This window comes from Botryobacter ruber (assembly GCF_003347595.2).
Taxonomy (GTDB): domain Bacteria; phylum Bacteroidota; class Bacteroidia; order Cytophagales; family Hymenobacteraceae; genus Pontibacter; species Pontibacter ruber_A.
On record NZ_QCZK02000059.1, the window covers coordinates 79,909 to 103,314 of the forward strand.

At 48.8% G+C, this 23,406-nt stretch carries 13 protein-coding genes; all 13 read left to right on the forward strand.

The features are described from left to right. Positions 1-24 precede the first annotated feature (24 nt). The gene (locus DCW36_RS20905) at positions 25-279 is read left to right on the forward strand and encodes an autorepressor SdpR family transcription factor (RefSeq protein WP_114781695.1); all 255 of its coding nucleotides are present in this window, start codon (positions 25-27) and stop codon (positions 277-279) included. Between the two features lie 2 nt (positions 280-281). Further along, a complete protein-coding gene (locus DCW36_RS20910; protein WP_114781696.1) occupies positions 282-947 on the forward strand; it encodes an SdpI family protein in 666 nt (221 codons plus the stop codon). A gap of 404 nt (positions 948-1,351) precedes the next feature. Continuing rightward, a complete protein-coding gene (locus DCW36_RS20915; protein WP_114781697.1) occupies positions 1,352-2,944 on the forward strand; it encodes a sodium:solute symporter in 1,593 nt (530 codons plus the stop codon). 427 nt (positions 2,945-3,371) lie between these two features. Further along, positions 3,372-6,899, forward strand: coding sequence for a glycosyl hydrolase (locus DCW36_RS20920; protein WP_114781698.1), 3,528 nt, complete (start codon positions 3,372-3,374; stop codon positions 6,897-6,899). Between the two features lie 1,240 nt (positions 6,900-8,139). After that, positions 8,140-11,295, forward strand: a complete 3,156-nt coding sequence (locus DCW36_RS20925; protein ID WP_205702972.1) for a SusC/RagA family TonB-linked outer membrane protein — start codon at positions 8,140-8,142, stop codon at positions 11,293-11,295. Positions 11,296-11,334: 39 nt separating this feature from the next. Continuing rightward, positions 11,335-13,263, forward strand: a complete 1,929-nt coding sequence (locus DCW36_RS20930) for a RagB/SusD family nutrient uptake outer membrane protein (protein WP_114781700.1) — start codon at positions 11,335-11,337, stop codon at positions 13,261-13,263. A gap of 22 nt (positions 13,264-13,285) precedes the next feature. Beyond that, positions 13,286-15,436, forward strand: a complete 2,151-nt coding sequence (locus DCW36_RS20935) for a hypothetical protein (protein WP_125185347.1) — start codon at positions 13,286-13,288, stop codon at positions 15,434-15,436. A 379-nt stretch (positions 15,437-15,815) separates the two neighbouring features. Next, entirely contained in the window at positions 15,816-16,493 is a 678-nt protein-coding gene (locus DCW36_RS20940) for a response regulator transcription factor (RefSeq protein ID WP_114781702.1), read from the forward strand. After that, positions 16,490-17,764 carry a sensor histidine kinase gene (locus DCW36_RS20945; protein WP_114781703.1) on the forward strand — a complete coding sequence of 425 codons (1,275 nt, stop codon included), beginning with the start codon at positions 16,490-16,492 and terminating at the stop codon, positions 17,762-17,764. Before DCW36_RS20940 ends, DCW36_RS20945 begins: the two co-directional genes overlap by 4 nt. A gap of 110 nt (positions 17,765-17,874) precedes the next feature. Beyond that, the gene (locus DCW36_RS20950) at positions 17,875-18,681 is read left to right on the forward strand and encodes a PepSY-like domain-containing protein (RefSeq protein ID WP_114781704.1); all 807 of its coding nucleotides are present in this window, start codon (positions 17,875-17,877) and stop codon (positions 18,679-18,681) included. A 302-nt stretch (positions 18,682-18,983) separates the two neighbouring features. Further along, complete coding sequence (locus DCW36_RS20955; RefSeq protein WP_240676262.1) at positions 18,984-20,432, forward strand: nucleoside hydrolase-like domain-containing protein; 1,449 nt, start codon at positions 18,984-18,986, stop codon at positions 20,430-20,432. A 71-nt stretch (positions 20,433-20,503) separates the two neighbouring features. Then, positions 20,504-21,796 (forward strand): nucleoside hydrolase-like domain-containing protein, encoded by a 1,293-nt coding sequence (locus DCW36_RS20960; protein ID WP_114781705.1) that lies wholly within the window; start codon positions 20,504-20,506, stop codon positions 21,794-21,796. Between the two features lie 235 nt (positions 21,797-22,031). Next, positions 22,032-23,378, forward strand: a complete 1,347-nt coding sequence (locus DCW36_RS20965; protein ID WP_114781706.1) for a pectate lyase family protein — start codon at positions 22,032-22,034, stop codon at positions 23,376-23,378. Positions 23,379-23,406 lie beyond the last annotated feature (28 nt).

Sequence of the window (23,406 nt, forward strand, 5' to 3'; positions counted from 1 at the left end):
TATTTGTCTAAATAACTAATCAGCATGAACAAAGTCTTTAAAGCCCTCAACGACCAGACCCGGCGGGAGATACTCAAGCTCCTGAAGGAGAAGGACATGAGTGCCGGCGAGATTGCAGAGGCTTTTAACATCACAAAACCCAGCATTTCGCACCACCTCGACCTGCTGCAGCAGGCAGACCTGGTGACGTCGGAAAAGCGGGGACAGTTTGTTATTTACTCCCTCAATACCACGGTGCTCGACGATATTATGCAATGGATTATAACACTGAAAGAATAGACATGAAAAAGCTGAATCTGAAAACCGAAATTAGCATGTGGCTCCTGATGCTGGTGCCGCTGGTGTACCTGGCCATCACCTGGAACGAACTGCCTGACAGAGTGCCGACCCACTTCAACCTGCAGGGGGAGGCCAACGACTGGAGCAGCAAAACCACGCTGGCTGCCGTTGTTTTTTTCACCACCGTGGGGCTTTACCTGCTGCTGTTGTTCCTCCCGAAACTGGACCCCAAACGCCGCATCGAAAGCATGGGCAACACCTTTCACCGCCTGCGGTTTGTGATGGTGCTGTTCATGTCCGGGCTGATGACTTACCTTATCTACAATGCCACCAGCACGGATGGGCTGAACCCGAACCTGCTGCTCGTGCTCATTGGCACCTTGCTGGCCGTGCTGGGCAATTATTTTCAGGCCATTAAACCGAACTATTTCATCGGCATCCGCACTCCCTGGACCCTGGAAAGCGAGACCATCTGGCGCAAAACGCACCGGCTGGCTGGTCCGCTCTGGATGGCAGGCGGCATCCTGTTTGCCCTGCTGGCCTTTGTTCAGCACGGAACCTGGCGCGAAGTGCTTGGCATTGTCATTATTGCCACCCTGGTGCTGGTGCCAACGGTGTATTCTTTCCTGGAATCGAAGAAAGAGCAGAAAATGAAAAGCAACGCGTAAGGCCCAGAAAGCATCAGAAAGACAGATTACTTTCGCATCTCCCATGTTTTCTCATTGGAAAAGAATTTTGTGAACGAAGCGCTTCTACGCTAAAGCACGGGGCTGTCCGAAAAGGGGCAGCCTCTTTTATTTTTGTACTGCCTCCATTCCTGCAGCTCTTATTGCCCTCAGCAGCACAAAAACAAAAAATAATTCAACGAATGTTAGTTCTTGCCAAACCTTTTCTCTATTTTTATATATAAATAGCAGATTTATATAAAAATTTGTCTTATCCTGCCGCTTCCGGTGCCCTGTACTTTACTTTGCCCGGGGCCACTGTTGTGGAGCGGCCAGGTCTGCCTCCTGATAGGCAGGCACTAAAAAAGAAACATTCAAAACATCTGATACTAATAAATTAAAAATCTATGGCTCAGCAAACTCTACACTGGTTAGATTATGTAATCATTTTGCTTTCGCTGGCAGTATCGCTGTGGGTGGGCCTGCATTTTGCCCGCAAGCAAAACTCCACCAACAGTTATTTTGCCGCAGGGGGTAACATTCCGTCCTGGGCTATCGGGATGTCGTTACTGGCGACGCTGGTGAGTAGTGTTACGTTTCTGGCTTATCCGGGCGAAGGCTTCTCGTCTAACTGGATTCTGCTGGTGCAGGGCCTGGCGGTGCCGGCCGTGCTAGTGGGCATGATTTGGTTTATCGTGCCGCTCTACCGCAAGGTAATCGGGCTGAGCACCTACGAGTATTTTGAGAAACGCTTCGGCAAGTTTGCCCGCTTCTACAGCTCCCTCGCCTTTATCCTGACGCACTTCTCCAAAATGGGTACCGTCTTCTTCCTGATGGCGCTGGCGCTGGCCAGTATGACTGGTGCGAATGTGTACATGACCATCTGGGTGATTGGCCTTATCATCATCGCTATCACTTTATTGGGCGGTATCGAAGCTGTAATCTGGCTCGATGTAATCCAGGGCTTCATGCTGATTGCCGGCGGCATTGTCTGCCTGGTTATTATTCTTTATTCCGTAGACGGTGGTCCTGCTGCCGTGTGGGAAATTGCCGAGGCGAACGATAAGACCGGCTTTGGCCCGTACGACTGGGATTTAACCAAACTGACATTTGTGGTGATGGCGCTGAATGGCGTTTTCTACGCCATCCAGAAATACGGCACCGACCAGACCATTGTGCAGCGTTATTTAACAGCCCGTACCGATAAGTCTGCCGTACGTGCCTCCCTGATGGGCGTGCTGCTGACCGTGCCGCTGTGGGCGCTGTTCATGTTTATCGGTACGGCCCTGTTTGTGTACTACCAGCAGAACCCGCTGCCCGATGGCCTTCGTCCGGACGCCGTGTTCCCGCACTTTATCAACACCAAGCTGCCGATTGGCGTAACCGGTCTTATTTTGTCGGCCCTCATCGCCGCCGCTATCTCCAGCCTCGACTCCGACCTGAACTGCCTGGCTGCTGTTGGGGTGGCCGATTATTACAAGCGTTTCCGTCCGCACCGCCCCGATTCGGAATACCTGAAAGTAGGCAAATGGATTGTGGTAGCTTCCGGACTGGGTGCCATCCTGATTGCCACGCTCTACCTGTCGGCAGGAAAAGAGGGGGTATTGGGCATTGTCTTTACGCTCTATGCTATCTTCTCGGGCGGTATTGCAGGCATCTTCCTGCTGGGGCTCTTCAGCTCCAGGGCCAACAGGCAAGGACTCAACATTGGTATTGTAGCCTGTATCCTGTTCACCTCCTACGCCTTCCTGACCTCCACCAAATTCGATTTCGGTAACGGAAACAAGGTGTTGCTGGATTTGGGAGCCTACAACTTTACGCATCATAAATACATGCTGGGCGTGTACAGCCACCTGATTGTGATTGGTGTAGGCTACCTTGCCAGCCTTTTCTTCCCGAAACCAGACCTTGACCGCAACCTGACTTTCAGAGACTGGAACGCAACCCGCAAGCTGGAAAAAGCAGGAAGGAAGAAAGAAGAGAAATTTTCTTACCGTTAATTGGTAACTTGCAGAAAAAGACATTATAACTTTAGGCTATAGCATACCAAATCCTCCTTGGCGAAGGGGGCAGGGGGATTGACCGGAAAAGCTGAAAAAGTAAGGCTATGCAAGTAGCTACTTATAAATAATCAGTTTAAAGAAATTTTTACAGCAGCAGCACCAATCCCTTGTGTTGGTGCGAACTTGTAGCTCGTACTAACATGCCACGATGTAAAGCATGAAGTATCGTTTCGTAAGCTGCTGTAGGTAGAAATGCAGCAATTCAGCCCGGGAAGAAAGTACGAGCTGCACGCTCGCACCAGCGCACCCGTTTCAGCTTTTCCCCTACATGATTAGCTTCAAAGGGGAAAAACATCCGGTATAACTTCAGAAGTAGCATTATTTTTAACCCAAACAAACAACACATAAATTCTTATTACCTCTGATGAATTCCAAATGGAATAGAAGGACCTTCCTTAAAACCACCGGCCTTGCCGGCTTGGGCGTCTATGCCTCCAGTATTCCGCTGGCTGGCCTGGTAGCCTCCTGCTCTAAAGGAGCCGTAGCAACGACCAGTACTGCGCCAGCCAGTGCGCTGAGTTTAGCATTTCAAACACCTCCGGCTGCCGCACAGCCCTGGGTATTCTGGTACTGGATGCACGCCAGTGCCTCGAAAGAAGGCATTACCGCCGACCTCGAAGCCATGAAAGAGGCGGGCATAGGCGGGGCTTACCTCATGCCGATTAAAGGCGTAAAAAACCCGCCGCTGTTTGAACCTGTGGTGGAGCAGCTCACGCCGCGATGGTGGGAGATGGTACAATACGCCATGAACGAAGCTAAACGCCTCGGTCTGGAAATAGCCATGCACGCCAGCGACGGTTTTGCCCTGGCCGGCGGCCCCTGGATTACGCCCGAGCTTTCGATGCAGAAAGTCGTGTGGTCTACCACCCAAACCGACGGTGGCCGCCGCTTCTCCGGCAAGCTGCCGCAACCGCCCACAAACGAAAACTACTACCGCGATATAGCCGTGCTGGCCTACCCTACGCCTGAAGGAGCCGGGGTGTCCACTTTCACGGTTGTGCCGAAGGTTACTTCAAATAAACCGGATGCGCCAACGCCGCAGTTCCTGGTGCAGGAAGGCAACAAGGAAAACTTCTCAAGCAAAGAGCCCTGCTGGATTCAGTATGCCTTCGATAAGCCCTTTACCTGCCGCACCATCGTTATCCGCACCAACGGGAACAACTTCCAGGCGCAGCGCCTGCTGGTACAGGTAAGCGACGACGGCAAAACGTTTCGTTCGCTCAAGCGGCTGGTGCCGCCACGCCACGGCTGGCAGGACACGGATGCCAACAATACACACGTTATCGAGCCGACAACAGCAAAGTATTTCCGCTTTGTATACGATAAAACAGGCACCGAGCCCGGGGCCGAAGACATCGATTCCGCCAAATGGAGTCCTAGCTTTAAGGTTGCCGGCATCGAACTTTCCAGCACCCCGCGCATTCACATGTACGAGGGCAAAACAGGCGAAGTGTGGCGCATCAGCGAACGTACTTCTGCCAAACAGGTGCCGGATAAACTGTGCGTACCGCTGGATAAAATCATCGACATTACGGAACACCTCGACGCCAGCGGCAACCTTAACTGGAACGCTCCGAAAGGCAAGTGGACCATCATGCGCATGGGCCACACCTCCACCGGCCACACCAACGCCACAGGCGGAGCCGGTGCCGGTCTGGAGTGCGACAAATTTAACCCGGAGGCCATCACGCTGCAGTTTAACGGCTGGTTCGGCGAGACTATCAAACAGGTTGGTCCGGAACTGGCAGGCGAGATTCTGAAAATATTCCACGTCGACAGCTGGGAGTGCGGCAGCCAGAACTGGTCGCCGGTGTTCCGGGAAGAATTCCGCAAGCGCCGTGGCTACGACCTCTTCACGTACCTGCCACTGTACGCCGGTATTCCGCTGGAAAGTGCGGCTACGTCTGAGAAATTCCTGTACGATGTACGCCAGACCATTATTGAACTGGTGAAGGATAAGTTTTTCGTGACCATGGCAGAACTGGCGCACGAAAAAGGCTGTACCTTCAGTGCCGAGTGTGTTTCGCCAACCATGACCAGCGACGGCATGCTGCATTTTGATACGGTGGATATCCCGATGGGTGAATTCTGGCTCCGCAGCCCGACGCACGACAAACCAAACGACATGCTGGACGCCATCTCCGGCGGACATGTTTACGGGAAACCGATTATCCAGGCAGAGTGCTTCACGCAGCTGCGCATGGACTGGGACGAGCATCCTGGCAATATCAAAACCCTTGGTGACCGTAACTATGCCCTTGGGTTTAATAAGTTTGTGTACCACGTGTTCATGCACAATCCCTGGATGGACCGCAAGCCAGGCATGACCCTGGACCCGATTGGCCTGTTCTTCCAGCGCGACCAGACCTGGTGGAAACCCGGACGTGCCTGGGTAACCTATGCCCAGCGTTGCCAGGCTTTGTTGCAGCAAGGCAACCATGTGGCCGACATCGCTGTGTTTACCGGCGAAGAAATTCCTCGTCGTGCCGTGCTGCCCGACAGGCTGGTGCCTACGCTTCCCGGCATTTTTGGTCCGGAGGTAGTCGCACAGGAAAAGAAGCGCCTGGAGAATGAAGGCCACCCGTTGCGCCAGATACCCGACGGCATTACCCACTCCGCCAACATGGCCGACCCTGAAAACTGGACCAACCCGTTGCAGGGCTACGCCTACGACTCCATTAACCGCGACGCGCTACTGCGCCTGGCGAAAGTAGAGAACGGCCGCATCGTGCTGCCGGGCGGTGCCAGCTATGGCATCCTGGTGCTTCCGGGCGAACGTCCGATGGCGCCCAACAACAATTACATGACACCCGAACTGGCAGCCCGCCTGCTAGAAATGGTAAAAGAAGGTGCTACTGTTCTCATGAGTGAGCGCCCATTATACACGCCAAGCCTGCAGGATGCAAAGCAAAGCGAAGCGCGGCTGCAGCAAATCGTAGAGGAGCTCTGGCGCGGCGATACTGCAGAAGCCACCACAGCCTCTGCTCCTTCCAGCCCGATGTTCTGGAAAGTCGGAAAAGGGCGCCTCCTGAAAGGACCCTACCAGGCTTCTTCATTTGACGCTATCGGTATTGCCCGGGATGTAATGGCACAGGAAAGTAATGGGCAGCAGGCAAAGGAAATAGCCTGGACGCACCGCAGTTCACCTGATTTTGACATTTACTTTATCTCGAACCAGCAGGAGAAAGAGCGCACGCTGGAGCTGTCGTTGCGCACAGCAGGTCGTGTACCGGAGCTGTTCGACCCTGTAACCGGTGAAGCACGAAGTGCCACCAACTGGCGGACCGAAAACGGCCGGACTGTGCTGCCATTGAAGTTAGCGCCAAACGGCTCCATGTTCGTGGTATTGCAACAGGCTACCTCCGACCAAAAAATGCAGGAAGGCCAGAACTGGCTGGATCTGGCGCAGGTGAAACAACTGGAGGGCGACTGGCAGGTAAAATTCGATGCAGAAGCTGGCGGACCGGAAGAACCACAAACGTTCCGGCAGCTAAGCGACTGGAGCAAACACAGCACCTTCGGCATCCGCCACTACTCCGGCACCGCCGTCTATAAAAAGACGTTCGACTGGAAAAAGCCTGCCGATAAAGGCGCCCGCTTTTTCCTGGACCTGGGCCACGTAGCCAACATTGCGGAAGTAACGGTAAACGGCACCCCTGCCGGCGTCGCCTGGACCGCCCCGTACCGCGTGGAAATAACCGATGCCTTGCGTCCCGGCAAGAACGAGTTAATTATTGAGGTGGCCAACACCTGGGCCAACCGCCTGATCGGCGACCACAGCCTTCCGGAAAAAGACCGCCTCACCTGGACCACCGCCCCTTACCGCTTAGAGGACAAGCCGCTGCTGGAAGCAGGGCTGCTGGGGCCGGTAACGATACAGAAAACGACCTGAATTTAATTTCATTCAAAGCATAAAAAGCTCCTGTTACTTATATTTGAGTAGCAGGAGCTTTTCTATTTTGTGTAACAGTAGCCACGCACAGTATTTTGCCCTCCTTTAGAGCCAATTGTGCAGGAAAAAGTTAGCTGCACCTGCCACCATTGCCACAGCTCCACGAACCAACTGGCTTTAGCGTTAACCGGTTTTAACTTAGCCAACATAGCTTTAAACAAAGCAACAAAAAGGGTTGGCATTTCACCCTCAGACCCTGTTACCAGAGGATGAAAAAAATGATTAACTGCCAGCGAGGCCTTCTTACAGCGGCAATGGCATCCCTTCCCGAAAGTTGCTCTACATTTACCATCCCCCCCACTACCTGCCGGAAATACAGCGGTAACAGGCGCAGCAATGCACCTGCCCTACCTGTGAACCCGGCAAAACCCTGAACGCCTGTGGTACTTGCGAAAATTTACCTTTTCGAGCAGTTCCTGCCTCCCGTTTTAATATTTTATTTTTTTCGTAAATCTTCTTTTTTTTGTTATTCTTTCTAAATACTTTTAGCCTAACAATTGTTCGCAATAATTTCACCTGATTATCTGGCCTTTAACTTCTACATGATGGATTATTTTTTCAGGCTATAACCGATTGTATGCCACTCTCCGGATGTGCGTATATAGCAATTCAATTTATGCCGGTCATGCTGTCATTTTCTACTGAACAGTATAAAAAGCCGGAGAAGGCGCTATAATGCTCCCTAATTATAGCAAAAGCGACTTTTGATGCTTTATAACCAAATTTTAATAGTTTTTCACCAATTTTTAAACTTTAAACCGCGACCTGTTCCTTATGTTTGACACGTAATCGCGTCAAATGCAAGAGGCTGCGGCGAGAACAATAAACAAACGTTCGTTTTTCCAAAGACAGATATTTCTTCCTTTGGCCAAGCATTGCTATGTCGTCATTTTAATAGAAGAGCATGTTAAAATCCTGTAACACCTCCTACCGTCCTTACCCGAACTAATCCGGCAAAGGAACCACGATAAAGAACACCTTACGAAAAATGTTCAGGACAGGAGACTGCCCTGAAGCAGGACAAAGCGTAGCCTGGGCTAACAGAAACAAAATGGGTACAACCATGAGCATTTAACCACAAACAATCCAAAAATGTATGAGTAAACTAGTACTATTTATGAAAAGGCCGCTCCCCCTCCTTCTATGGCTGGGATTAGCGTTGCTTGCACCGGCTGAACTTTTGGCTCAAGCGCAATCGATTGCAGGCAAAGTAACGGATAATACCGGCGGAGGTTTGCCGGGAGCTACCGTGTTTGAAAAAGCAAAACCCACAAACGGTACCGCAACCGATATAGACGGGAATTTTACGCTTTCCGTTTCTCCTGACGCTATTCTTGTTATTAGCTCCGTGGGATATATGAAACAGGAAGTGAAAGTGGGCAACCGCTCGGTTATTAACATTACGCTTGAAGCAGACGCCAAAGCGCTGGAAGAAGTGGTCGTAATTGGGTATGGCACTGCTACCACCATGGCCGATCTGACCGGCTCGGTTTCTTCGGTTTCGGGAAGGACGCTGGCACGTGTTCCGGTGGCTTCGGCAGCGGAGGCGCTGGCAGGTAAAGCTGCCGGTGTGCAGGTTACCACTACCGATGGCGCTCCCGGTTCGGAGGTGAACATCCGCATCAGGGGAGGTACCTCGGTAACACAAAGTAACGCGCCGCTGTTTATCGTGGACGGATTTCCTGTGGATAACATCAACGATATTCCTCCAACCGATATCCAATCTATCGATATTCTGAAAGATGCTTCCTTAACGGCCATTTACGGTGCCCGTGGTGGTAACGGGGTGGTGGTTGTAACCACAAAATCAGCCCAGGCCGGTAAATTAAAAGTAAATTTCAACCACAACACGCAGGTAAGAACGCTTGCCCGCAAAATGGACCTGATGAGCCCTTATGAGTTCGTAAAAATTCAATACGAATCAGTTGTAGGCAATAATGCAGCCCGACAGCGCTTCCGGGGTAACTTCGGTAACCCCGCCGACTTTTCTTTATACAAACGCTTTGAAGGAAATGACTGGCAGGACGAAATTTTAGGTGGCACGCCAATAAGTCAGATGTATAACCTTACCCTGAGCGGTGGTTCACAAGGCCTGAAGTTCAATACAAGTGTAACGCATCACGAAGAAAGAGGTGTACTTATCGGCTCCGGTGTTTCGCGAACGAACGTGAACACAAAACTGAGTGCTGACATCTCCAAAAAAGTAAAGGTGTTGCTGAACCCGCGCTTTACCTACCGCCAGGACAGAGGCGCCGGTGCCGATGCGGTAGGAAGCGGCGGCATTATTAACGTGCTGCGTTACCGACCAATAAATGGTCTACGCGACTTTTCTTATCTTCCTGCAGAAGACATTGATCCGGAAGAAGAACGATTCTTTGAATACACGAATCCCAAAGGAGATATTAACCAGAACTACCTGAGAGGAAACAGATATGAGTTCACCAACCAGGCATCTGTTGAATGGAACATGATGCAGGGCCTTACTTTCCGCACCTTGGGTTCGCAGTACATGGCTTACAACTTTTCAGATCGGTATTGGGGCGACTTAACCTCTACTGCCAGGAGTAACAACGGTTTGCCTGTAACCGAGCTAACTACCCAAAGACGCAACAAGTATGGCTGGACCAATACCCTGGAATATAGAGGTTCTATAGATAAGCACAACTATACCTTCCTGGTTGGACAGGAGATCCAGAGTACGGAGCAGTTCACATCCTCAAATTCTGCCCGTTATTTTCCGAAAGCAATCGAAGCGGAAAGAGCCATACGAAACATGGGCTTAGGAACGCCCTGGAAATCTACCTCGGCTATCACATCGCCTGAAAGATTATCCTCGTTCTTTGGGCAGGCCAACTACAACTTCGAGCGGAAATACTTACTCTCGCTTACCTACCGTGCCGACGGATCAACCAAATTTGCACCGGGCAACCAATGGGGGCATTTCCCTGCCATTTCGGGCGCCTGGGTGCTAACGAACGAGGAATTCCTGGCTGATCAGGAATTGTTCTCACAACTCAAGATACGGGCTGCCCTCGGTAAAGCAGGGAACAACCGCATTACCGACGACATGTGGCGCTACCAGTACGAAGTTAACACAACCGGCGGACCAGGCTGGGGTGAAGTTAACGAAAACGGATTCGAATACTATGCGAATGCAGGTGGCAACACGCTTCCCAATCCTAATATTAAATGGGAAACCACCCTCACCCGTAACCTGGCCTTCGACATCGAAATGTTTGATGGCCGCCTGACCGTAACACCGGAAACATACTGGAATACGACAACGGATCTGCTTTACCTGAGCAATATCCCGACCGTAACGGGTTACAAGCAACAAATGCAGAACATTGGCCAGGTAACCAACCGGGGATTCGACCTGACGGTGAATGCACATATCATTAAACGAAATGATGCTTTCCTGAATGGTATGCTCACCTTTGGAGCCAACAAAACACGAATCGATAAGCTGAATGGCACTGAAGATGTGCTTTGGATGACTTCTAACCGCTGGAGATCCTCTGATTTTGATTACATGCTACGAGTAGGCGATCAGTTGGGCCTCATCTACGGCTATGTGTATGATGGCATTTACTCATTCGATGAATTTACCCTGGAGGGTAACAACTGGGTACCTAAACCGGAAACTGTAAATAACGATGCGCTTTTCGGCACACAACCGGGCAGGCCAAAATTCAAGAACTTTGTAGACGAAGAGGGTGCCACCAATGTAGTTAACGAAAACGACAAAGTGGTTATAGGAAATACCAATCCCAAATTCAGCGGCGGTTTCAACCTGTCCGGGGGATGGCGTAATTTCGATGTGACTGCCAACTTCAACATTATTTATGGATTCGATGTGAATAACGCCACCCGTTATACCTTATCCTCCTTCGAGAACAACAGCAACAACTACTTCAACATACTGCCGGAATTTAACGAAGACCGCCGCTGGCGTTATGCCGAAGACACCTACGGTGACAGGATGATTAGCGATGCCCGTTATACCGCTCTGTACCAGGAAATGAACGCCGATGCTGTCATCTTCAACCCGGTAGATATCGGCAAGAAAGTAACACACTCTTACTTTATCGAAGACGGTTCTTTCGTTCGTTTACAAGACCTTACCCTGGGCTATACATTACCTCAGAAAGCCATGGACCGGCTTAAGGTTTCGAATCTGCGCGTATTTGTCAGCGGGTACAACCTGTGGTTATGGACCAATTACACCGGCTATGACCCGGAAGTTGATATCCAAACCGGCCTGACTCCAGGCGTGGACTATAACCGTTACCCACGAAGCCGAAATTTTGTATTCGGTGTAAACATGACTTTATAATTCAAACATCACATCGATTAGATTTAAATTAACATAGATATGAGGAAATATCTTATAATTCTCAGCTTAGCGCTAATACCGCTTGTTTCGTGCGACGATTACCTGGAAGTAAGCTCCGACTCGAAATACGAGGACGATTATGTCTTTGGGAATAAGGAGGAAATTAACAGGGTCTTGACTGCCGTATATGCTTCGTTAATGAGCAACGACACCTACGGCAACGCCTATTTCAGCACCTTTGCCTTGAACAACGACGTGGAGTTTACCGCCTTCAGCAACCAGTTACGGAATGTGAGCGGGGAAGATTTCAGAGCCTTTGACGGCGCCCAGCATGCTGCTTCCATCCAACGATTCTGGGATAAGCAATACGAGGGCATTGAGCGTGCCAACATCTTTATTGAAGGAATCCAGAGCAGCCCCGTTTTTAATAAAAACGATATCGAACTCACGCAGCAACTTGGTGAGGCGAAAGTGCTCCGGGCCATGTTCTACCACGACCTGGTGGTGATGTTTGGCGACGTGCCTTTCAACACCGAGCCATCCATGAAGCTTCAGTCGTTTGTGATCCCGGTTAAGGACCGGAATGAAATCCTCGACTTCCTTATTAGTGATTTGCGAGGGGCTGCATCCGGCATGAAATACGCGGCGGCCTTAAATAACGGTGTGGAGCGGGCATCCAGGGAATTCTGCTACGGCATGATTGCCCGCATGGCTTTAACCCGTGGCGGTTATGCCTTGTACCCTGAGGGCGCTACCGGTGTAATGAAGCGTATGCCTGATTACAAGGATTATTACAAAATTGCCATGCAATATGCCGATTCGGTTATTTCATCCGGTACGCATCAGCTGAACAAATCGTACAGACGGGTATTCATCGATCAGACCAACAACGTTGTAACCAATAACGATGATCCCATTTTTGAAGTGCCTTTCCTGAGAGGTTCCAGCAGCAATGTTGGCTTTATAACCGGAGGCGCCGTTTCTTCTGTTGAAGGCGTTACAAATCACCCTTGGGGTGCTGTTAGCGGCGGCATGCGACTGAATGCCTTCTACCATTACTCCTTCGACCGCAAAGATATCAGGAAAGACTACACCGTTGGGATGTGGAATTACGATGCTACAAACCTGCCACAGGTACTTGTGGATTATAGCATGTACAACAACAAGTGGTCTAAATTATGGGCTGATCCTGCGAAAGTTTTAGGAAACCAGAGCGCGGGCAGTACCGGTATTAACTTCCCCTATATGCGGTATGCTGATATCTTGCTGATGTATGCGGAGGCTGTGAATGAGGTAGAGAATGGGGTAACCGGACCCAATGGAGCAAAAGCAACAGAAGCATTTAAAGCAGTTCGCAAACGTGCCTTTGAACCCGCAGACCATGCAGAAAAAGTGGATAATTATACCAGCGCAGCTGCTGCCTCCAAAGAAACCTTCTTTAACGCTATTGTTAATGAACGGAAATGGGAATTGGGCGGCGAAAACATACGCTGGAAAGATCTGGTTCGCTGGAATCTTTACTCGAAGGTAGTGTACAACAGTTTTAAGGAATATTTCATTGTAGCGTCTATGGCCGGAGGCGACTTTATAGATGGGTACGAAAAATATGAGAAACTTCCTTTTAACAAGTTTTACAAGCGTATTGATAACCCCAAAAACATAGACATCTATCCGAATACTGACAGCCGTTTTAAAATCATTGAATTTTATAATCCGTGGGAAGCTACCCTGCATCCTGGTGCCGGCTGGGAGATGGCCACTTTTTATAACTGGTACGATGAAAACACTTCCGTTCCAAGAGCTCAGATTCTTTACTCCTACCGCGGCTTTATCAAAGGTGGTCCGGGAGGCAATTGGGAAGTGATGGATCCGAATAACCTGCCTCCTGTGCGTTATATCCTGCCTATTCCTAACCAGGCCATTCAAATGAGCAATGGCGCCTACAAAAACTATTATGGCTATAACTAAGGCTTTATAAAAGATATTTAAAATGAAAAATAAAATACTCATACTTAACCTGGTTCTTGCAAGCATGCTGGCATTGGTTTTCAATGCCTGTAAGGACCCTATCGATGAACTCACCGACGAAGAACGCAACAGGTCGTTTATGGCGGTGTTCCGCACGCAGGCGAACACCGGGAAATCCGGCGATCCGCTGGCCAGCCAGGTTGTCAATACAAATGATATGTACCTGGTTTGGAATGGCATTAATGGCGCTGCAGGCTACCGTATCCAAATGAAAGTCCAGTCCGGTTCCTGGGATATACCGGGCGATATTCTCTGGGATACGATCGTAGGGCCTGAGGTGCTTAAGTTGACGAAGAGAGATTTGCAGTATTCAACCAAGCATAATTTTGCCATTCAAACGCTCTCCCCCCGCGGAGAAGTTTATCACTCCAAGTGGTATGGCAAAGGGGATACCGGCCATAACGACGAACGTGCAGAATTTGAGATGGGCGAACGGCGCGGTATTCCCGATGTGGTGTCCGTGGGCAATGTAACGGAAAACAGCTTACGGGTTTTTTTCGACCTGACTGTGTACAATACAGACCCTGCTGTTCTGAATCCAGGCTTTCAGCATGAAGACGGCAAATTCCTGATAGACGAAATCTTAGTACAGCCTGCTTCAGTTAACAGGAATCTGCCTTCGCAAAAAATCACGCTGACCCAGGCAGACCTGGCCAATGGGTATGTAGATGTTGCAGGCCTGAGCTCCAATGCCCTGTATGTGGTGAACGGACTCAATAACAAGGTTAAGCGCTACTGGGACCGCCTTTACAACACCACCATGGTGCGTATGAAAGGCCAGGTAGGTGCGCCTATCCTTATCCCACACATCGTGGACAACACGAATACCTGGGCCAAACAACACAATGCCTCACGCCTCGACACTATTTTAAACAATTATCTGTTTGATAATACCCTGGCCGAAGGCACTATATTCATGCTCGAAGCAGGCAAAAATTACTATATCAATACAGGTACCGTTATCGCGAAAGGTTTCACCTTAAAGTCGAACACCCCCGGCACCAAACCTACTGTTTTTATGGGCCTGGGCTATAATGAAACCAACACAGGGGCAGTGGCTCCCAACTTCCAGCTTGGCCGCCCGGCACAGGCCGGCGAAATAGGTAGTATCACCGTAGGCGATGTCATTTTCGACAACATTAACTTCGAGGCACCGTATACCGTTAACTTCTTCAACCAATCCTTATCACCCGGCAAGAGCATTACAGGTAACTACTTTATAAACCAGCACTCGGCGTCGATGCCGTTTACCTGCTCCAAACTAGAGGTTAATAATTGTAACTTCCAGGGCTTGGTGCGCGGCTGGTTCAGAACGCAAGGCTCCAACCGCCAGGTTATCGAGAATATCATTATCCAGAACAGCTTGTTCCACGATGTGGGCATGTACGATGTGAATGGACGTGGCTATGCTTTTATAACAGGCGAGGCAAAGTCGGAGAAAACGAACATTTTCAATAATGTGGTTATCCGAAACAACTCCTTTATCGGTATATCCTATGACCAGCTGATGCGCGAAAATGCGAACCTTAATTGGGCTCCGAGCGTGGTATGGAACGTGACGATCGAGAATAATACATTTTTGAATGCCTTCTCCATCTCCAACGGCCGTTTCCTGATTGCTCATCCAAATGCGCCGGCCAATAGTAAATACACGATCAAGAAAAACCTCTTTATCGCTGTAAAAGCTGCCGGCGACGACAGGCCGTTTTTCCAGAGCGGATTAAATTTCACGACCTATCGTCCAGGCTTGAGCTTCGACATTGCGGACAACTATTCAACTTCAGCAAAATCGGCCAACAATGCGATAGACTACTATACCTCTGCGGAGATATTCAACAACCAACCGTTTAGTCACAACAGCCGGGGAGCCGGTTTTAACGGAGGAGCCCTGAATGTGGGTGGTTTGGAAGCGACAAAAGTGATAACCGGGCCAACACCAATTGCGCCGGAAAACCTAATGGTCGACCCTTATCCGAAAGGTAAAAAAGTAGGTGCGAACTGGGATACAAATGCTCATCTCTACAACCTGAACGGCATTCGTTTCAAAAATACCCCTGAGGTTCAAAACCATCCTATCTATACCAAAGGAATTGGAGACCCACGCTGGAGGTAATTTGTTATAGATTTCTCCTATTAAAAATCAAAGGGGGAATTAATAATTAACTTAAACCTGAAGTCATCCACTGTAACAGTGGAGGGCTTCAGGTTTTTTTGTATGCACTTGTAAATAACAGCAGCATACACTACCACATCATGTAAAGTATACGCCACTTGCTGCAAGGAGCAGAGGGTGTGGTGGCTGGTGCAGCTACAATTTACGCCTCCTTTAACAGATGTTTCACAGGTGTTTTGAGAGAAAATGACCTGTATTTATACAAATTGAAATGGAGAGGCTATGGTTGCCTGATCTAAAGTCTGGAGATTTGTTTACCTTCAGTAGTTACCTTTGAGCTTTATAACATCAGAAGTTACAATAGAAAGCATTAAATCAAATGAAAATCCTGATAATAGAAGATGAGCCCGAGATGCGGAGATTGATAAAGCAATTTCTGCAGGAGGAGAATTATGTGGTGGAAGAGGCCGCTGATTTTCGTACGGGCATGGATAAGATTATTTCGTTTGATTACGATTGTGTGCTGCTCGATATCATGCTCCCCGACGGAAACGGCCTGGAACTATTACGGAAGCTAAAGAGCCTGGAAAGAGCCGATAGCGTTATTATCCTTTCCGCAAAAGATTCGCTTGATGATAAAGTGGAAGGACTGGAACTTGGCGCCGACGACTACCTCACAAAACCTTTTCACCTGGCCGAGCTTAATGCCAGAATCAAATCGGTTATCAGGCGCAGAAAAATGGACGGCCGGAAATTCCTGGTGTTGGAAAACGTACAGATTAATCTCGAAGAAAGGTCAGTAACGGTAGCCGAAGCCCCCATGGAGCTAAACAGGAAAGAATTCGACATTCTTGTTTTTTTGGTTCTCAATAAAAACAAAATCGCGCGTAAATCAGCTATTGCAGAAAACATCTGGGGCGATTATATTGACCAGGCAAACGATTTCGATTTTATTTACTCTCAAATTAAAAATCTCCGGAAAAAGCTTCGGGACCACCATGCCCAAATTGATATTGATACGGTCTATGGTTTGGGGTACAAACTTGTCGTTAAATGAAGCTTATTAACCACACCATCCTTTTTTTGTCCCTTATTTTGTTTGTAACCATAACGCTTTGGGCGGTTTTATTTTATTTTCAGTTATTGGAGCAGGTTAAAACAACGGTAGATGAGGGCCTTGCCAATTACAAAATTGTAGTTATCGATAAGTTAAAAGACAGAACTCCCATTGTGCAGCACGAAAGCCTCCAGGAAAACCACTACCTGGTCAGGAAAATAGATGAAGCATATGCGCTACAGGTAAGGGACTCGTACAAAGACACGCTTATTTTTTCTGACTTAAAAAACGAATACTATCAGGCCAGGCTGCTTACCACGGCGTTCGTCTCAACGGATGGCAATTTCTACGAAATGAAGGTCGTCTCCCAGGCTTTACAAAAGGGCGATTTAGTAAAAAAAGTTATTTCTTCTTTGCTTTGGGTTTGTTTATTCATGTTTGTCTGCACCATCGTAGTGAATCGTTTTGTGTTAACCAAAACCTGGAAACCATTCTACCAGGTGTTAAATTACATAAATGCTTTCAGGCTTGACAAAGGGGCGGAGCTGGAAATGGATAAAACCAGGATTGAGGAATTTTCCTTACTAAACAAATCTATCCGGAACCTGTTAAAAAACAATGTCGAAATTTATGAAAGCCAGAAGCAGTTCATAGAAAATGCATCGCATGAACTCCAGACACCATTGGCTATCGGTATAAATAAGCTTGAACTACTTGCCGAAGACAGTAACCTGTCGCCGGAGCAGTTGCAAAAAATCGGAAGCATTATAGAAATGTTTCAGCGACTGGCCAGCCTTAACAAGTCCCTCCTCCTCATTTCAAAAATTGAAAATAACCAGTTCCAATCAGCGGAAGCCGTTAGTTTCGACCACCTGTTCAGCAGGATGATTCAGGATTTTAACGATTTTGCCAGCTACCAGCAAATCCAGATTTCCTATGTAAAAGAAGCCGACTGGGAAATGAACATGAACAAAGACCTGGCTGAAATACTGGTTATGAACCTGCTGAAGAATGCCATCGTCCATAACCATCCGCACGGCGAAATCATTATCAGGTTGTCTGCCTCGTTTTTCACAATTGAAAATACAAGCCATGCCCCTGCCATACAGGCCGATAAATTATTCAGGCGCTTTCATAAAAATTCAAAGAGCCATAGTTCTACCGGCTTAGGATTGGCCATTGTTAAATCCATTGCCGATGTAGCAAACCTAGCGGTAGCCTATACTTACAACGGACGCCACAGTTTTAAAGTGAGTGAGAAGCCACTGTAAAAAAGCTACGCATCTGTTCGGTTTTTTCTAAATTTCCCGTGTTTTCCAGATTCTTTCCCAATTGTTTCCAGATTCGTGTTCTTTCTTTACGTGTATAAAATGTACTTGCTTTGAAACGAATTATAGTATTAGTAATATTTCTGTTCCTGGTTACGCATTGCTTCGCACAAACTATTCGTCAGGAGAATATACCAGCTGTGGTCTTAAATTCCTTTCAGGTAAAGTTTCCGAACGCGGAAGATGTGAGCTGGAAGCTGGAGGATGGAAACTACCAGGTGAAATACAAGGTGAATAGTAAGCCGAACGAAGTAACCTTGGATTACAAAGGGGGTGTGCTAAAACATCAGCAAGATCTATACGCGAATGAAATCCCCAAACCTGTTCTGCAAACCATCGAATCGAAAGAGCCTATTTTTGACATTGGGGATGCCAAAAAAACAGTTGAAAACGGACAGACGCTTTATGAAATAGTTTTCAGGATTAACGGGAAGCGCCGCTTTTTCTGGATAAACGAGAAGGCGCAACTGGTTAAATACCGGAAAGAACTGTATGATGCCGAAGTTCCTGCCCCTATCATGAGTTTTATCAATTCAAAATACGGCCCATTCGAGCGTCTGAACAGGGCCAAGTACGTGGAAGAGAATGGAAAGGTCTACTACATAGTGGCGGGAAGAGCACATGTGTTTTTGTTTGATGATAAGGTAAATTTATTGCAGCATAACCAGGACCTGCAGGAATCAAAGATTCCGGTAGCCATTAAGCAAACCATACAGGAATCCTATAAAGGCTATGAAATAACAGATGCGGATATGGTAGAAAAGAGAGGGGTGGCTACTTATACGCTTCGCATGCGAAAATCAGGTAAAGATATTTATGTAACCTTCACTCCGGAAGGGCAGATCTTGCATACCCAATAAGAGCTCTTTAAAGTAAAATAATAGTGGGCTATCATGAAAAGGAATACAATTTTTCTCTTTCTGACATTACTATTGTTAGTTCGAACATGAAGCTCCTTTCGTTGCAGCAGCTACGCTTTAGAAAAGGTAGTAAAGACTATGCAACTTTTTGTTCTGCACCAGCCACCACACCCTCTGCTCTGCATAAACTGTGGGTGTGGTTTAAAACAATAATAAAGATTAAGATAAAATTAAACTACCTATTCCGTTTGTGCCGAAAAACTAAAACGGAATAGATTAAACGCATAAGATAAGTATTGTACATGAAAACCTTCCGTATCAAAATGCAGAAAATTAACAAACCGATTAGGCTGATGCTGATGCTCCTACTGCTGGCTGTAGCAGCGAGGGCTTCCGAAAAAAACCGTTTGCTGGTGCTCACGGATATTGGCGGCGACCCCGATGACCAGATGTCCATGGTACGGCTCATGACCTATGCGAATCATTTTGATATCGAAGGACTTGTTGCCACGCCACATGGTAGCGGGCACGAAGTTTCCCCAAAATATCTGCAAAGCATTGTAGCTAACTATGGAAAGGTTCGTGATAATCTGGAGCTACATGAACCAGGGTATCCCACGGCAGCCTACCTGCAGGAGCGCATTTCGCAAGGGCTGCCACTCGATGGCATGCAGGGAGTAGGCAAAGGCAAAGACTCCCCCGGCTCCGAGCTGTTAATACGTGCTGCAGACCGGAAAGACGAGCGGCCACTTTGGGTAACCGTATGGGGAGGCCCGAATGTACTGGCCCAGGCGCTATGGAAAGTACGGGCCACCAGGTCTCCGAAGGAGCTGGCTAAATTTGTATCCAAACTGCGGGTGTACGCCATATCAGACCAGGACGACAGCGGCCCCTGGATTCGCAAAGAGTTTCCGGAACTTTTCTACATTGTAACACCTGGCATCAATGCCGGAGGCGGCTTTCACCATGCTACCTGGATAGGTATTGGCGGAGATAAATTCCATGGCCGCTTCGATGGAGCCGATTTCTCACTGGTTACCAACGAATGGCTCGATAAGAACATCCGTAGCAAAGGGCCACTTGGCGCTGTGTATCCTCGCTGGGAATTCATGATGGAAGGCGACACGCCCGCATTTTTTTATCTCATCAATAACGGATTAAGCAATCCTGAGCATCCGGATTGGGGCGGCTGGGGAGGCCGTTATGAACTGTACACCCCCCGGAAAGAAAAATGGTTTCTGGAACCGGAAACCCGCCCCATCTGGACCAATGTGCAGGACGAAGTTTTAGGAAACGACGGGGAATGGCACACCACCAATCACGCCACCATCTGGCGCTGGCGCTCTGCCTACCAAAACGACTTTGCCGCCCGCATGGATTGGACCATTAAACCCTACAAAGAAGCCAATCACCCGCCGGTTCCAAAGCTGGATCATCCAAAAGAAATAACGGCGCGGCAGGGCGAACGGGTCAACCTCAGCGCTGTCAGTTCCACTGACCCGGACGGCGATGCCCTGTCTTATGAATGGTTTTGTTATGGCGAAGCAGGAACGCGCGCCATGTCAAACGCAAGCACTGGTAAGGTTTTGGACATCGAGAATTTTGATCAACCCAAAGCCTCCTTTATTGTGAAGACCAGCCGTGTCATGCCCCCGGGAACAGGTACCATCCACATTATTCTGGCCGTTACAGACCATGGCACTCCCCGCCTAACCCGTTATCAGCGGGTAATAGTTAATGTGGTGGAGTAACATTTTATAAAAGGAGGTGCATGCATAAAGCTGTAAAACCACCAAAAACACATCGATTAATAACCACATTTATGTATAAATACCAATTCGCATTAACTTTCATCTTGTCGCTCACTGCACTTGCCTTGTTTGGCCAGAACCCCATACCAGTCAAGCCCCGCGTGCTTATCAGCACAGACATTGGCGGCACCGACCCGGACGATAACCAGTCCATGATTCATCTGCTCATGTACAGTGATAAGTTTGACCTGGAAGGGCTCGTTTCTTCACCTTCGTTTGGAGAAGGCAGCAAGGAGGAAATTCTACGAACTATTGATTTGTACGAGAAAGACCTGCCAAAACTGAAAAAACACAACAAGCGCCTGTCCTCCCCTGCTTACCTGCGCTCCATAACCAAACAAGGACGTAAAGGCGGTGCACCCTATTTGGGGTATGCCAACGCAACCGAAGGTTCTGACTGGATTGTTAAAAAGGCTAGAGAAAAAAGCGACCGGCCGCTATGGGTGCTGGTTTGGGGCGGCCTCGAAGATCTGGCGCAAGCCCTGCACGATGCGCCTGACATTCAGAACAAGATTAAAGTGTACTGGATTGGAGGTCCCAACAAAAAATGGAGCACCAACAGCTATGCTTACATTGCACAAAACTTTCCTGCGCTTTGGTTCATCGAATCTAATGCGACCTACAGGGGCTTTTTTTCTAACACAGGTGTGCCGGATAAGCTGAACAGTAAAAATTACTTTGCCAACTACATTCGCGATGCAGGCCACCTGGGCAAAGATTTTAAGAACAACCGCTACGAAGGCAACGTCAAAATGGGCGATACACCTTCCCTGCTCTACCTGATGGACGGCGATCCGAACAACCCGATGCGTGACAACTGGGGAGGAAGTTATGAAAAGTTCAGCCACAGCCCGAGAATTGTCTATCACCGGAATACGACCCTGACCGATACCGTAGCGGTGTACTCGATAGTTGAATTCCATTTTAAAGGGCCAGAAGTAACTATACCGGCAGATTCTGCCTGTTTTACGATGACGACAGGCAATCAAACCTGGGACGGGTTCTACCTGGGCAGCGGCAACTATGCCGTACGGTATGCACCAAAGCAGACAGAAACCCTGACGTATAACGTAACCTCCACCATTCCCGGGTTTCAGGAGCAAAGCGGCGCGTTTGTAGTGAACAATATCTGGCCCGGAAAACAACATCCCACAGATTATCAGTTAGGAGAAAACTGGTTTACGGATAAGGCAGCTCCGGAATTGTACGACGGCATCTGGCAGGGCGCTAAAACGACACTTAAATGGCGCAACGATGTGCTGCTTGATTGGGCGAAACGCTGGAAATGGCTCAGCGAAAAATAACAGGAACGGAATTTTATCCAGCTGCACCTGCCACCACACCTACTGCTGCAGGGAGCAGTGGCTGTGGTGGCAGGTGCAGAACAAAAATTAAACTTTATAAATAACGAACAAAGCATTTTTGGCTTGAAATAGATGCGAAATAAAAGCTAAATTCACAAAAGCCTGGTGCACGGCTACAGCATCCGATGCAGCCATTGCCAAAAATATTACCACTTACCCCATTAAATTATATATAATGAAAAAGATACTCGTTGGAGTCGTTGGAGTTTTTCTTTCTGTGTTGATGAGTTCCGTTACCTATGCCCAGCAGCTTGCCTTTCCAACTGCCGAAGGTTTCGGTGCTTACGCAAAAGGCGGACGGGGCGGAAAAGTTCTTTATGTAACCAACCTGGATGACAGTGGCCCCGGTAGTTTACGGTGGGCCGTGGAGCAGGAAGGCCCGCGCACCATTGTGTTTGGTGTATCAGGGACGATAGAACTGAACCGCAAGCTGAACATCGACAAGCCCTATATCACCATTGCCGGACAAACCGCACCTGGAGACGGCATTTGCCTGAAAGGTGAGACGCTGCAGATTCATACGCACGACGTCATCATCCGGTACATCCGGGTTCGCCTGGGCGACCGGTCGCACGGGCAGGGCAGTTTGCAGGGGAAAGATGCCATCAGTATTTCGGAGGGCCATGATATTATCGTGGACCATTGTTCCGCCAGTTGGAGCCTGGATGAAATACTATCCGCTTCCACCAGGGACCCTGACCTGACCAGGGTAACCGTACAGTGGTGTTACATCACCGAAGCCCTGAATCCGGATAACCATGGTTTTGGCTCTTTGATTCGCGGAACAGGCGGGGCAAAGTACAGTTACCTGCATAACCTGTATGCCAGCAACCGCGGCCGGAACCCACGCCCCGGCAACTACGATTCCAACCCGCACGACGAGGACCCGCAGGGCTTGCTGCTCGATTTCAGGAACAATGTTATCTACAACTGGGGCGGAGAACATGCCGGTTACAATGCCGATAAGGTTAGCGTTACCCAGCTCAATTATGTAAACAACTACCTGGTGCCCGGAGCAGATTCTAAACCCAATGGCGTTGCCTATTCAGAAGGGTCGCCTTACAACCGCGGCTATTTTGCAGGAAATTACTACAACGGCAAACTGCCTGATACCCCCTGGAGCCTGGTAAATTTCCCCAAAAGCTGGACGAGCGTACAAGTCCGTGCTTACAAGCAGCAAGAGCCACTGGAAACGGGTCCGGTCCAGACAGAGGATGCTGCAACTGCCTACAAGCGGGTGCTGGAAACAGGCGGCGCTACCCTGCCCAAACGCGATGCGGTTGATGCGCGCATCGTGCAGAATGTCAGGAACCGCTCCGGCAAAATCATCCAGTCGCAGAACGATGTAGGTGGCTGGCCCGTGCTGAAAAGTGCCCCCGTTCCAAAAGACACCGACCGCGACGGCATACCGGATGCATGGGAAAAGAAAAACGGGCTGAACCCAAAGGATGCGTCCGACAGAAACAAGGTGGCGGCAGATGGCTACACGATGCTGGAAAAATACCTCAACAACATAAACTAACAGTACACAAATGAAAAGTATTCTTATT